This window comes from Rhodocyclus gracilis (assembly GCF_009617575.1).
Classification (GTDB): domain Bacteria; phylum Pseudomonadota; class Gammaproteobacteria; order Burkholderiales; family Rhodocyclaceae; genus Rhodocyclus; species Rhodocyclus gracilis.
On record NZ_WIXJ01000013.1, the window covers coordinates 48,009 to 61,682 of the forward strand.

Annotated in this window: 12 protein-coding genes; 6 read left to right on the forward strand and 6 right to left on the reverse strand. The window is 65.9% G+C overall.

The genetic code is table 11. The features are described 5' to 3' along the window. Positions 1-41 precede the first annotated feature (41 nt). Positions 42-1,658, reverse strand: a complete 1,617-nt coding sequence (locus GHK24_RS12765; protein WP_153473268.1) for a methyl-accepting chemotaxis protein — start codon at positions 1,656-1,658, stop codon at positions 42-44. Positions 1,659-1,823: 165 nt separating this feature from the next. Here GHK24_RS12765 and GHK24_RS12770 point away from each other — a divergent pair, with 165 nt between their 5' ends. Together GHK24_RS12770 and GHK24_RS12775 are read left to right on the forward strand one after the other, a co-directional pair. Continuing rightward, complete coding sequence (locus GHK24_RS12770; protein ID WP_422917826.1) at positions 1,824-3,704, forward strand: glutamine--tRNA ligase/YqeY domain fusion protein; 1,881 nt, start codon at positions 1,824-1,826, stop codon at positions 3,702-3,704. A 111-nt stretch (positions 3,705-3,815) separates the two neighbouring features. Beyond that, positions 3,816-4,985 (forward strand): radical SAM/SPASM domain-containing protein, encoded by a 1,170-nt coding sequence (locus GHK24_RS12775; RefSeq protein WP_153473270.1) that lies wholly within the window; start codon positions 3,816-3,818, stop codon positions 4,983-4,985. An 89-nt stretch (positions 4,986-5,074) separates the two neighbouring features. Here GHK24_RS12775 and GHK24_RS12780 read toward each other — a convergent pair whose 3' ends face one another. After that, positions 5,075-6,244, reverse strand: coding sequence for a phospholipase A (locus tag GHK24_RS12780; protein WP_153473271.1), 1,170 nt, complete (start codon positions 6,242-6,244; stop codon positions 5,075-5,077). A 132-nt stretch (positions 6,245-6,376) separates the two neighbouring features. Between GHK24_RS12780 and pyrF the strand changes: the two genes are divergently transcribed. After that, a complete protein-coding gene (gene pyrF, locus GHK24_RS12785; RefSeq protein ID WP_153473272.1) occupies positions 6,377-7,282 on the forward strand; it encodes an orotidine-5'-phosphate decarboxylase in 906 nt (301 codons plus the stop codon). Then, on the forward strand, positions 7,279-7,512 hold the full coding sequence (locus tag GHK24_RS12790; RefSeq protein WP_153473273.1) for a hypothetical protein: 234 nt from the start codon (positions 7,279-7,281) through the stop codon (positions 7,510-7,512). The genes pyrF and GHK24_RS12790 overlap by 4 nt, the downstream gene beginning before the upstream one ends. On the opposite strand, the gene GHK24_RS13690 is transcribed toward GHK24_RS12790, so the two are convergent. Next, entirely contained in the window at positions 7,509-8,303 is a 795-nt protein-coding gene (locus GHK24_RS13690) for a pseudouridine synthase (protein ID WP_340666188.1), read from the reverse strand. The two genes, GHK24_RS12790 and GHK24_RS13690, sit on opposite strands and share 4 nt — an antisense overlap. 772 nt (positions 8,304-9,075) lie before the next feature. Beyond that, the gene (locus tag GHK24_RS12800) at positions 9,076-9,420 is read right to left on the reverse strand and encodes an FKBP-type peptidyl-prolyl cis-trans isomerase (protein WP_153473275.1); all 345 of its coding nucleotides are present in this window, start codon (positions 9,418-9,420) and stop codon (positions 9,076-9,078) included. Between the two features lie 198 nt (positions 9,421-9,618). Here GHK24_RS12800 and GHK24_RS12805 point away from each other — a divergent pair, with 198 nt between their 5' ends. After that, positions 9,619-10,722, forward strand: a complete 1,104-nt coding sequence (locus GHK24_RS12805) for an HD domain-containing phosphohydrolase (protein ID WP_153473276.1) — start codon at positions 9,619-9,621, stop codon at positions 10,720-10,722. A gap of 6 nt (positions 10,723-10,728) precedes the next feature. Next, on the forward strand, positions 10,729-11,520 hold the full coding sequence (locus GHK24_RS12810; protein WP_153473277.1) for a tRNA threonylcarbamoyladenosine dehydratase: 792 nt from the start codon (positions 10,729-10,731) through the stop codon (positions 11,518-11,520). Between the two features lie 39 nt (positions 11,521-11,559). Here the strand turns inward: GHK24_RS12810 and GHK24_RS12815 are convergent, their stop codons facing one another. Both GHK24_RS12815 and msrA read right to left on the reverse strand, forming a co-directional pair. Further along, on the reverse strand, positions 11,560-12,615 hold the full coding sequence (locus GHK24_RS12815) for an MBL fold metallo-hydrolase (protein WP_153473278.1): 1,056 nt from the start codon (positions 12,613-12,615) through the stop codon (positions 11,560-11,562). 268 nt (positions 12,616-12,883) lie between these two features. After that, entirely contained in the window at positions 12,884-13,462 is a 579-nt protein-coding gene (gene msrA / locus GHK24_RS12820; protein ID WP_167681416.1) for a peptide-methionine (S)-S-oxide reductase MsrA, read from the reverse strand. Positions 13,463-13,674 lie beyond the last annotated feature (212 nt).

Genomic DNA, 13,674 nt, shown 5'->3' on the forward strand with positions numbered 1-13,674 from the left:
GTCGTCGGCCGCCTTGGCAGCCGTGGGTGCGTCGTTCCGACTCAGAGTTTGTACCGTCCCAACACGGATTGCTGTTTCGCCGCCTGCTCGTCGAGGCTACCCGCCGCAGCGGCGGTTTCTTCGGCAGCGGCACTGGATTCTTCGGACATCTGGGCGATCCGCTCGATCTGACCGGCAATGCTGTTGCTCGCCAGACCCTGTTCGCGAATGCTGTCGGCGATTTCGTTTACCGTCGCCGTGGTCTGGCTGGCGGCCTCGCCGATGCGCCGGATGGCCTGGTCGGCATTATCCGCGCGCGTGACGCTGTCGTTAACCCGCGCCTCGACGGCCAGCACCTGCTCGGCCGCGTGATGCGAGCCGACGCGCATTGCTTCGATGGTGCCGGCGATTTCCTGTGTCGAGGCGGCGGTGCGTTCGGCGAGCTTGCGCACTTCGTCCGCCACCACAGCGAAACCGCGGCCCTGCTCGCCGGCACGCGCCGCTTCGATGGCCGCGTTGAGGGCCAGCAGGTTGGTCTGTTCGGCAACTTCGCGGATGACCTGAACGACGCTGCCGATCGCCGTGCTTTGTGTTTCCAGATCGCGGATCGAGCTGGCGGCGCTACGCACCACCGACGAAATCTCGCGGATGTCGTCAATCGTCTCGCCGATGGTCTTCGAGCTCGACAGCGCCAGTTCGCTCGACGTGGCAGCCAGCGACTGCGCGTCACGCGTGCGCTCGGCGACGTGGTTGATGCTCACCGTCATCTGCTGCACGCTCGCGGCCACCGACGAGGAGGCTTCGCTCTGTGCGGCGGCGGCGTGCGCCACTTGCTGCGCCGTCGAAGTCAGCTCGCGCGAAGCATTGGCGACTTCGCCCGCACAGCCGGAAATCTCGCCCAGACCGCCGCGCAAGGTCGTCAGCAGGGCGTTGAAGGCTTTCGCCGTCCGGCCGACTTCGTCATCGCGCAAAACCGGCGCTGTCTGCGTGAAATCGAGCGTCGAGCTGACCGAGATGAGCGTTGATTCGATGCCCGACAAGCTGTTGCGAATGCTGCGGTAGAGCAGGCCACCGAGCACCGACACCAGCAAAAGGGAGAGGGCGATGGTGGCGCCGATGATCTGCAACGAGCGGTTATACGCGGCCAGGCCTTCCGCCTTCACGGCGTCGCTCAACTGGTGGTTGTAGTCGACGTGCGCTTTCAGTGCGCCATTGACGACGCGCGACGTCGCCCGCAGCGCTGTCGTCAGAATCGTCCGGGCACCCTCGATATCGCCGGAATTCGAGCGCTCCAGCGCCGTCGCCATAAGGTCGCTGTAGGCAAGGAAGGCGGCGCGGTCATCGCCGAGCAGCTTGCGGTCCTCGTCGTCGGAAATCAGATCGCGCTCGTAGTGATCGAGGCTTTCCTTGATCGATTTTTCTGACGCGGCGATTTCCGCTTCCAGACGATGCTTGCCATCGTGATCACTGACCAGCGCATGCTGATACGCCGCGACGCGCAGGGAGGCGAAGGTCAGCATCGCGTCATCGAGCACCGTCAGACTGGGCATGATGTTGGTCTCGACATATTCGACGCGCTGCTGCGCCGAGTACAGCTGCCAGAGGCCACCGCTGCCGACACCAACCAATGCCGCCAGCGCCAGCAGCAAGGTCAGGACTAGACGTTGAGTAATGCTCATGATTCGCCTCGCGAGGTGCAAATAATTGACAAACGATACTGCAAAAAACGAATGATAGGCGCCTGAGTGAGGCCTCTGTCCCTTTTAAATCAAGGCATGCAGACGACGCGGCCAGCCCCGCCCCCTGCTGCTAAAATACGAGGCTTACGCAATCGAGGAACCGCTGTGACCCAACCCACGCATTTCCCGCCCGCACAAGGCGCGGCGCACGACGCGCCGGCTTCGCCGACGGCGCATCCGGCCAGTCATTTCATCCGCACCATCGTCGAAACGGACCTCGCCGCCGGCAAATTTGCCACTCGGCGCTGGCGCGGTACGCCGGGCGCGGCAGCCGAACAGGCGACAGCCCCGCTCGACACGGCGCGTCTGCGCACGCGCTTTCCGCCCGAGCCGAACGGCTATCTGCACTTTGGCCACGCCAAGTCGATCTGTCTGAACTTCGGGCTCGCCGAGCAGTACGGCGGCCGCTGTCACCTGCGTTTTGACGATACCAATCCGGCCAAGGAAGACCAGGAATACGTCGATTCGATCATCGACGCCGTGCGCTGGCTCGGTTTTTCCTGGGAGCAGGGCGATGAGACCAATCTCTACCACGCCTCCGACTACTTCGCCTGGATGCTCGCCTTCGCCGAGCACCTGATCGTCACCGGCAACGCCTACGTCGACAGCCAGAGCGCCGACGAGATTCGCGCCGGCCGCGGCACGCTGACGCAGCCCGGCGTCGACTCGCCGTTCCGCACGCGCAGCCGCGAAGAAAACCTCGACCTCTTCCGCCGCATGCAGGCCGGCGAATTCGCCGACGGCACGCACGTGCTGCGCGCGAAGATCGACATGGCCTCGCCCAACATCAACCTGCGCGACCCGCTGATCTACCGCATCCGCCACGCCACGCACCACCGCAGCGGCGACCGTTACTGCGTCTATCCGCTGTACACCTTCGCCCACCCGATCGAGGACGCGCTCGAGAACATCACGCACTCGATCTGCACGCTCGAATTCGAGGATCAGCGCCCGTTCTACGACTGGCTGCTCGAACGCCTCGCCGAAACGACGACGCTGGCCGACGGCAGTAACGTCGGCGGCCTGTTGCAACGGCCGTTGCCGCAGCAGATCGAGTTCTCGCGCCTCAACCTCACCTACGTCGTGCTCTCCAAGCGCAAGCTGATCCAGCTGGTCGAGGAAGGCCACGTCGACGGCTGGGACGATCCGCGCCTGCCGACGCTGGTCGGCGCGCGTCGCCGCGGCTACTCGCCCGAAGGCTTCCGCCTCTTCGCCGAGCGCATCGGCGTCTCCAAGTCGGACTCGCTGATCGACTTCGCGCTGCTCGAGGACTGCCAGCGCGAAGTGCTCAACGAATCGGCCGAGCGCCGCATCGCCGTGCTCGACCCGTTGAAGCTGATCATCACCAACTACCCGGAAGACCAGAGCGAGGAGTGCTCGGCGCCGAACCATCCGCAACAGCCCGAGCTCGGCACGCGCACGCTGCCTTTCGGCCGCGAACTGTGGATCGAGCGCGAGGACTTCATGGAAGTCCCGGTCAAGGGCTACCGCCGCCTGTTCCCCGGCAACCAGGCACGCCTGCGCTACGCCTACGTCGTTCGCTGCACCGGCTGCGAGAAGGATGCCGACGGCAATGTCACTGCCGTTCTCTGCGAGTACCTGCCGGAAACGAAGTCGGGAACACCCGGCGCCGACTCGGTCAAGGTCAAGGGCAACCTGCACTGGGTGTCGGCGGCCGACGGCTTCGCCGCCGAAGTGCGCCTCTACGACCGCCTGTTCGCCGTGCCGGCCCCCGGCGCGCGCCGAGTCGACGAAAATGCGGGCGACGCCGAAGGCCTCGAACGCAGCTTCCTCGACGACCTCAACCCGAATTCGCGGCAGACGATCACGGCGCAGCTCGAACCGGCGCTGCGCGACGCGCCGGCCGAGGCACGCTTCCAGTTCGAGCGCCACGGCTACTTCGTCGCCGACCGCGTCGTCAGCCGTCCGGGCGCGCCGGTGTTCAACCGCGCGGTGACGCTCAAGGACTCCTGGAGCAAGGGCTGAGCCGCCGCTGACAGCTCGACACGATCCGCTTCGGGGCTCCGCTGCCAGCGCGCAGCGGAGCCCCGAAGCTTTGAAACTTCACGAAACCCCGATATCGCACGCGAAATGACCATGACCGCCAGCCCGCTGATCCATCACCCGAACCCCGCCAGTCAGCAGACCACGAACGAACCAGCCATCGTCGGCGGCCGCGTCGAACTGCAGCTGCTCACCACGCTCAAGTGCAACCTCAAGTGCACCTACTGCTCGCTCGGCGTCGGCGACATGCTCGGTTCGCAGACCGAGCTCAAGTACGACATCGATCAGCTGGCCGCTTTCGTCGACGCCCAGCTCGCCGGCAAGGAAATCTACGTCACCTTCTACGGCGGCGAGCCGACGCTCAACCTGCCGATGATGAAGCAGGTGATGCAGCGTTTCCCCGGCTTCCGCTACCAGCTGCAGACCAACGGCACGCTGCTCGACAACCTGCCCGACTGGGTGCTGCACAAGCTTTCCAACGTGCTCGTCTCGATCGACGGCGGCGAAGAGACGACCGACGGCTTCCGCGGCCGCGGCGTCTGGCGCCAGGTGCAGAAGAACGTCGCGCACGTGCGCGACCGCATCGGCGGCACCGTCACCGCGCGCGTCACCTGGGGCAAGCCGACGACCAGCTTCGAGGAACTCGACGACCTCGCCGAAAGCTTCGACTACCTCTACTGGCAGTTCGTCGCCGACGAGCAGTACGCCGGCGACTCGCTCGACCGGCGCAAGGAGGTGCTCGTTCGCCTGATCGACAAGTTCTTCAACCGCACCGACAAGCTCTACCCGCTGATCCCGCTGATGGGCATGGTGCGCAACAAGGTACTGCCCTCGCGCGTCATCGAGCTGTGCCACGGCCTGACGCAATGCCGCGTGTCGACGCACATCCTCAACGTGATGCCCGACGGCCGCATCTTCCCCTGCCCCGACATGCTCTACGACCCGGCGATGCAGATGGGCGAGATCCAGTCGAACTGGCTGCGCAGAAGCCCGCTGCAACCGCACCCGGCAATGCCGTGCGAGAGCTGCGAGGCCTTCGCCTGGTGCCGCCGCAACTGCATGAAGAACCTGCACCGCGGCTACGTGCAGCAGGATGCCGAGTACCGCCAGCGCGTCGTCGAGCCGATCTGCGAGCTGATCCGCTTCATGGGCCGCGAGATCGACCGCCACGACCCGCAGGCCTGGTTCGCGCAGGCGTCGTTGCCGGTCAGGAAGCAGATCGCCGACGCCGAGGTCTACGAGTACGTCGAGATCATGCCCTGAGCGAAGAAGCGGGCGACGGGATCACACCGCTCGCCCGCGCCGTCCGGGCGGTGTGTGTCCGTGGCAGCAATCAGCGTGACCGCTTCGGATTACATCCAGTCGGTCAGCAAAATGCCGATGCCGAGCGTGTTTTGCCGGTGGTTGAAATCGATCATGCTTTCGCCGTAGCCCGTGGTGAACTGCACATAGCCGCGTAACTTCTCGTACAGGGGAAAGGTCCAGTCGAGCTGCGCAAAGCCGCGCCGGCCCTCCCAGGTGGAGCGACCGATCAGCGTCAGGCGCTGCACGCCAAAACGATAGCTCGCCTCGACCTCGTAGTCGCCGACGTAGCGGTTGATATCCGGGTTGTCGTCGTCCTCGGCACGCTCCTTGAGGCGATACCAGGGCTTCACCAGCAGGCTGAAATTGTCGCCCGCCTCGAAGCCCGCCTGCGCGTAGAGACGATTCCAGCTACGCGAGAGCGGCCGGGTCTGCCCGTTCGACTGGTGGACAAAACCGACATTGACGAAGCGCCCGCGCAGGCCAAGCAACTCGTACGATGTCGGCACGGTGAGGAAGACCTCCGGCTCGTAATTGACCTCGCGAAAGGGCGCGGAAATGCCTTTGTTGAAAACCTGCCAGTTGTTCTGCTGCGTGTAGCCAAACCACAGGTCCGCGCCACGCCCGAAGAGATCCTCCTGCACCTTGGTCTTGAAGCTCAGCTGAAACTTCGTCTCGGTCGCATCGAGGTGCTGTGCTTCCGGTGACGCCGACTTGAGATAGCCGGCGTAGGGATGTTCATTGACCGAATCGCTATAGCGCCCGAAGAGAAAGTAGTTGGTCTTGTGCGGACGGAACGACCACAGTCCATGCTTGCTTTGCGGCGTCAGCTCCCAGCGCTCATCGAGCGGCGACGGCACGGCAGAGGAACGATCGGCAACGAGACCCGTACCGAGACGCCCCGCCGCAAGCGCTGCCGCTCCCGGCTCTCCTGACGCCGGGAGTGAGGTGGGAGACTGCCGTCCGGCGCCGTGCGATGGCGCTTCGCCCGGCGGCAATGCGCCGCTGCCGGCCAACGCGGCGCTGACGGGCGCTGCGGCCGCGTCAGAAGCCGCTGCGCGCATCCACTCCTGCGCCAGCGCATCGAAGCAGCGCAAGCGCGCCGCATCCTCGACGAGCGCCGCGCAGGTCGGCACGCTGCGGCGAGCCAGCTCCCGCACATCGTCCGCATACACCGCCCCGCACGCGCCAAGCAGCGCGAAACACATCATCCTGCGCATGTCCCCCCCTATCCGCCAACCCGACTGTACGCGTACCGCGAAACGGCGCGCCGCCGCTTACAATATCGCTCTTTTTTCAGCCTGACCGAAACGCCCGCGCACGCATCACCGCGCCGTTCACCGAGACCGCCCATGACCACGCCCCTCGCCCCCGACCACGCAGCGCCCCGCCGCACCTTTATCGAGCAACTCTCGACCGCCTGGGCGACTCGCGACTCCCTGCTCTGCGTGGGCCTTGATCCCGACCCGGCCCGCTTTCCGGCCGAACTCGCCGGTCGGCCAGACGCCATCTTTGAATTCTGCAAGGGAATCGTCGACGCCACCGCCGATCTTGCCTGTGCCTTCAAGCCGCAGATCGCCTATTTCGCAGCACATCGCGCAGAAGAACAGCTCGAAGCGCTGATCGCCCACATCCACACGCGGCATCCGGGCGTCCCGGTGATCCTCGACGCCAAGCGGGGCGATATCGGCAGCACCGCCGAACAATACGCCATCGAAGCCTTCGAGCGCTTCGCCGCTGACGCCGTCACCGTCAATCCCTACATGGGGCGCGACTCGGTCGAGCCCTATCTGGCCTGGCCCGAGCGCGGGGTGATCCTGCTCTGCCGCACCTCCAACGCCGGCGGTAGCGATCTGCAATTTCTCGATGTCGGCGGTGAGCGGCTTTTCGAGCGCGTCGCACGGCTCGCCGCAGAGCAGTGGAACAGCACCGGTCAACTCGCGCTGGTGGTCGGCGCCACATTCCCGGCAGAAATCGCCCGTGTGCGCACCCTTGTTGGCGACATGCCGCTCCTCGTTCCAGGCATTGGCGCGCAGGGCGGTGACATCGAAGCGACGGTGCTCGCCGGACAAACCGCCGTCGGCGGCGGGCTGATGATCAACTCCTCGCGCGCCATTCTCTATGCCGGCAAAGGCCGGGCGAGTCTCGCCGAATACGCCGCTGCCGCACGCACGGCGGCACAAGCCACGCGCGACGCCATCAACCAGTTCCGTCAGCTGCGTGGCCAAGGCGCGCCGGCAACGGGCGCTTCCGCATGAGCGCCGGCGGCTGGGGCTGCCCGCACGAGGTCAATGACCGCTGCAACAAGGTCGCCCTGCGCGCCTGCGATCCGGGCATGAAAGGCTGCGTGCTGGCTGGCCGCTACGCGTTTTTCAACGACGAAAAAAACACCCGTCTGCGAAACGCGCGCCAGCCCGACGCCGCCCTTCCGGAGATATCCCCGAAAGGGCTCCGCCCGGACGCGCCGGATACGTCGTCAGACACTTAGAAGCTCTCGTTGTCGCCGAGATAGCGCCACTGTCCGAGCGGCAGGTCGCCCAGACGCACGCCACCGATCCGCACGCGCTTGAGGCCGACGACGGTCAGGCCGACAAGCTCGCACATGCGCCGGATCTGGCGTTTGCGCCCTTCGCGCAGGATGAAGCGCAGCTGATCTTCGTTCTGCCACTCCACCTGAGCCGGACGCAGTTCCTTGCCATCGAGCGACAAACCGTGGCGCAGCAGGCGCAAGCCCTCGTCGCTGAGCGTGCCTTCGACGCGCACGAGGTATTCCTTGTCGACGCTGGAATCGTCGCCGATCAGCGCACGCGCAACGCGCCCATCCTGCGTCAGCACCAGCAAACCGGTGGAATCAATATCGAGACGACCAGCGGGCGCCAGTTCCTGCAAATGGCGAGGCTGGAAGCGTAGCCCACCCGGTGTCGCCCATTCGTTTTCCGGCAGGATGAGCTTCACCGCCGGCACGCAGCCCGGCTCCGGTTGCCCGGACACGTAGCCGACCGGCTTGTGCAGCAGAATCGTCACGCGCCGCGTTTGCCGCTCCTGTGCTTCCGCCGCCAGCGAGACAACGGCGGTGGCCGGCGCGCGTGCGCCAAGTTCGGAAATCCGCTGACCATCGACGAAAACCCATCCGTTGGCGATGTAGTCGTCAGCCTCGCGCCGCGAGCACATGCCGCGCTCCGACAAAAGCTTGGACACGCGCACGCCTTCCTTGACCGAGGTCGGCGTCAAGGGCGTTGGCGCGAGCGCAGCGCTCGTCTGCGCGGGTGCTGCCGGCACCTTTTGACGCCAGCCGCCATCGCTCCGCGGCGCGCGCGGCGCCAAGGAAGCGCGGTCACCGGGCGCTGCGCGGGAGCCCTTGAACGGCGCGCTCCCCGGCCGGGTATCGGTGTTTGCGGCAGGCGGAGTCCGTGGAATGCGAGGTACGCGCGGAGAGTACGGCGAAGATTCGCCACGCTCCGCACGTCGCGGGTCAGTCCCCCGCTCGGGACGACCGCCAGAGCCTGCGCGCTCTGGCGGGTTAGCACGCGGCGGGCAATCAGCGCGTTCGGCACGCTCCGGACGAGCGGGACGCTCGCTGGTGTTGTCGCGGGGCGGACGACCGCTACGCTCGAAGCGCTGCGCGCTGTCGCCGCGCTCGGACGGCGTCCGGCGACCGCCATCGCGGCGAGGGGCAAGCGCACGGTCGGTGCGTTCACCGTCACGACGAGGTGCGTCGCCAGCACGCGGCGGCCGTTCGCTGCGCGGCGCACTGCGTTTCTCGCCTGCGGCAGCGGGCCGTCCTTTGCCGTAGGCGCCATCCCCCGCCGACTTGAAGCGACGGGGAGCGCCGGCATCGCCCGCATCGCGACGCGGCCCGCGTGCGCCGGCGTCTGCCTTGCCGGCGCCGCTCGCCGACGGTTCGCTGACGGTCGGCGCTACCGGCGGTTTACGCCGCGGCGCCGTCGCCGCGCGGACCGGACGCCGTCCGCCTCGTTCTGGCACGGTATCGCCGGCTGTCTTAGCCGGCAGCGTCAGAGTCTTGCGCGGAGATTTAGCCATGGTCGTCAGCTCAGCGTACGTCGAGCAGTTCGACTTCAAACACCAGCGTCGCGTTGGGCGGAATGACGCCGCCAGCACCACGCGCGCCGTAGCCGAGTTGCGGCGGGATGGTCAGTTTGCGCACACCGCCGACACGCATGCCGGCGACGCCCTCATCCCAGCCGGCGATGACGCGACGGCCACCCAGGGGGAAGCGGAAGGCTTCGTTGCGGTCGCGACTGGAGTCGAACTTGACGCCGTCGGTCAGCCATCCCGTGTAATGCACGCTCACCGTCTGTCCGGCTTCGGCTGGCACGCCTTCGCCAACAGTGATGTCTTCGATTTGCAGGCCGCTGGCGGTGGTGGTGACAGTCATGCTCGACTCCCGGATAGAGTTGGAAAGAGGGCGAAGTGTAGACGAGTCGACGAGCCGGCGCAGCATCGCCGACAAGATAGTTGCCGCCGCCGGCGCCGCACGCGTGGACGCGGCGAACGCGCCGACGACGACGCCCCCTTTCAGCTAAACTTCCGCCTTTCCCGCACGGCAGCGGGCCACTTCCGTTGAGGACTGCCGATGGACCTCCCCCCGCTCAACACGGCGCCCGTCGCCGACCGCGAAGCCCTGCTCGAATTCGTCGAGGCGCTCGACGATCAGGCGCCGCGCATCGAACGCGATGTCGCCCGCCTGAAGGCTGCGCCCGGCGACCGCGAAGCCATTGCCGACATTTTTCGCGCCGTCCACAACATCAAGGGCGACGCGGCCATGTGCAAGGTCGATCTGGCCGTCGCCATCGCTCACCCGATCGAGACGACGCTGGCGCGCCTGCGTGGCGGCGAAATCGTCTTTTCGGAGGTACTCGCCGAGGCGGTGCTGCTGGCCGTCGACCGCCTCGAACTCGCCGCGGCGACGCTCGCCAATGGCAAGTCGCTCGATCCCTTGCGTCTGCCGGCGCTCGTCGGCGGACTGGAGCGGCTGGCACATGCGGATGCCAGCGCCATCGACCACGAAGCGGGCGCACTGATCGAAGCGGTGACGAGCTTCCGCGCTTCGGCGACGCTCTCGAATCTGCGTGGCCGGGCGGCGGCCCCCGAAAAGTCGGTCCCGTCGCCGGCCGCCGACGATCTGCGCTTTTTTCGCGAGCTCGCCTTGCGCTTCGAGTCGCGCTCGGCGCTTTTTAAAGGACGCACCTCCCGCCTGTTGCGGCTGGCGCGCGAAACCAATCAGGTCGCCGGGACGCTCGTCGATCCACTGCAACTTGAAGCGGCCGTCTGCCTGCACGATGTCGGCATGATGTTTCTGCCGGAGTCAGCCTGGCTGAAGGTCGGCCATCTGACAGACGGCGAAATGAGAGAATTGCGCGCCCACCCCGATCTGGCGCACGGCCTGCTCTCGCGCATGAAAGGCTGGGACGCCGCCGCCGAGATCGTCGTCCAGCACCATGAGCAACCCGATGGCAGCGGTTATCCGCGCGGCCTCGTCGCCGCCGCCATCTGCCCCGGCGCCAAGCTGCTGGCGATCATCGACGCCTTCGAATCCATCATGCTCAAGCACATCCACCGCGGCCGCAATCGCTCGGTGCTGCGCGCCATCGCCGAAGTAAACGCCTGCGAGCGGCAATTCGCGCCGGAGTGGATTGCGCCGTTCAACCTCGTCATCCGACGCGCTATCGAAACCTGAAGACCCATGACTGCTGCTGCCGAATCTCTGAACGAGCCCGATCTCCAGCGCCGCTTTGGCGGTGTCGACCGTCTGTATGGCGCAGGAGCGCGGGAGCGTCTCGCCGCCGCACATGTTTGCGTCGTTGGCATCGGCGGCGTCGGCTCCTGGGTCGTCGAAGCGCTTGTCCGCTCGGCAGTGGGAACGCTGACGCTCGTTGATCTCGATATGATCGCCGAGTCGAACGTCAATCGGCAGATCCACGCACTGGGCGATTCCTTCGGTCTGGCCAAGGTGTCGGCGATGGCAGAACGCGTACGCGCCATCAACCCAACGTGCCGTGTGCATGAGATCGAAGATTTCGTGACGGCGGACAACGTCGCGACACTGCTCGCGGGCAGCTACGACTACCTGATCGACGCCATCGATCAGGTGCGCGCCAAGGCGGCGCTGATCGCCTGGTGGAAGGCACGCGGCGGCGCCATGGTGACGGTGGGCGGCGCGGGAGGCAAAAGCGATCCGACCCGACTCGTCGTTGGCGATCTGGCGCGCACGGAGCAAGACCCCTTGCTGGCGAAGGTGCGTTCGAGCCTGCGCCGCGACTATGGCTTTCCGCGCGGCGACGGCGGCAAATTCGGCGTGCCGGCCGTCTATTCGCAAGAGCCGATCCGCCGACCGGCCGCCGGCGATAGCTGTGCCCCCATTGCCGGCGGGCTCAATTGTGCCGGATTCGGCTCATCGGTCTGCGTGACGGCCAGCGTCGGCTTTATCGCGGCAGCGCAGGCCATCGATCATCTCGTTGCGACCGGACGCTGCTGACGCGCGCGCAGCCGTTCAATCGTCCGGCCTTATTACGAGCTACTCGGCCGTTTCCAGCCACACCGCCAGGCCTTGGGCGTTCAGCTCAAGATCCGTCGCGTACAGCGCCAGTACGTCAGCGGCGGGCAAGGGGCAGCCGAAGGCGGCGGCCTCATCGACGAGGAGAGTGCTCAGCCCCTCGCGGATGCGCGTCACCAGGCTGCCGCGCGCGCGCTCGGCCGCAGCGGGCGACTCACCCCCCTCTTGCAAGCGTTTTTCGTGGGCATGCTCGCGGCGCGCCACCGCGAGATGACCTTGCACGCGCCGATGCAACGCCTCCGCCTGCGCCGGCACGTCGTGTACGCGGCTGTAATGCGTGAGGTAGGCCGCCGTCAGCGGCAGGGCGGCGATCATGTCGATCGTCGCCTGCATCGAGTCAGGGTCGAACTGCACCGGCGTCGTCGTCGGAAAGAGGAACTGGCGTCCGTCCACATCGAGCTCGCGGTACGAGAGGCCGAAGGCATCGCCGGTAAACGCGGCGCCCGCGTACGGGTCGAAAAGACACAGGTGGTGTTTCGCATGCCCCGGCGCGTCCAGACAAACCAGCTCTCGCCCACCGAGCGGCAAGCGTAAGTCGTGCGTCGCCTCGATAATGCGCAACGCGTCGACGGGCACGACGTCGCCGTAGAGCGCGTGCACCTGCGCCGCCCCATAGACGGCCGCGGCACCGGCGATGAGCTTCGACGGATCGGCCATGTGGCGCGCTCCCCGCGGGTGCACGACAAGTTTCGCCTGCGGGAATAGCTGCATCAGGCGCCCCGCGCCCCCGGCATGATCAAGATGAATGTGTGTCAGGACGACGTAGTCGACGCTAGTCGACTGCAGCCCCAAGGCGGCCAGCGCGGCTTCTACGCGTGGCACAGAGTCATTCACACCCGTATCAACCACGGCCACCCGCCCATTGTCGACAATCAGATGAATCGCCGCCATGCGTGGCCGGACGTAGCCAGCATCGAGGGCGAAGACGCCTCGCCCATGATCGACAAGATCCAGCGCGGAGAGGGGCAGCGAGTTTTCTGCATCGGCTGAACGGGCGTTACGAACGGTCTGATTCATGGCGACGGCATCCTTGACAAGGGTGGGCGTTGGAGCCGGCATCATAAACGATGACGCGCGAGTAGCAATGGAGAAAGGGAACAACGAACGCGATAGGAAAACACTGCTAGAGGCGCCAGACCTCGTGTCAGCCGAACGAGCGCATCACGGCCGTTGATGTCGCCCCGCGACGGGCCGCACGAGCTAGCTCGCAGATCCGGCGCTACCGTCGGCGACTCGCGGGGATTGAGAAGGCCGCGCGTCTGCCAGCAGCCGACAGCCCTGCCGCTTAAGAGCGGGGGAAGCGGTTGCCAAACTGTTGCCGGAATTTTCGCAACTTCGGCGAAATGACGGCCTGGCAGTAGCCTTGCTCAGGATGCTTCGCGAAGTAGCCCTGGTGATAGCCCTCCGCCGGATAGAAGACCGCCAATGGCAGCAGTTGTGTGACGAGCGGCTTCGAAAGATCGTCATCGAGATTGAAGCGATCAATCAGGGACGCCGCGGCCTCTCGCTGCGCCGCAGAGTGATAAAAAATCACCGAACGATACTGCGTCCCCACGTCGGCGCCCTGACGGTTCAGTGTGGTCGGATCGTGAATGGCGAAGAAGACTTCAAGCAAGTCCATGAAAGAAACGCGGCCCGGATCGAAGGTCACTTGGACGACCTCGGCGTGGCCGCTGCGCCCAGAGCACACCTCTTCGTAAGTCGGCGCCACAGATTGCCCACCGGCGTAGCCGGAGACAACCGAAATCACCCCGGGTAGTTCCGAAAAAACGGCGTCAAGGCACCAGAAGCATCCGCCGCCGAAGGTGGCCAGCTCTGTCCCCGTCTTCTGCTCAGTACCTACCTGCTGTTTGGTTTCGCCCACTTCGAGTTCCTCCGCACGCGTGAGTGCGCGTCATGTGAAATTCGACCGGGAGTTCGGCCGAGAATTCCGGCGACCTGCTTGGGCTAATCTCTGTTTTGCCCAAGCGAAGCGTTGGAGGCAATTTTGCGGTTGTAGACGCACGACGCCCCTCGATGCCTATGGGCATGAGGGGCGCGGTGACGGAATGGGAGCCTGGCGGTGACCTACTTTCG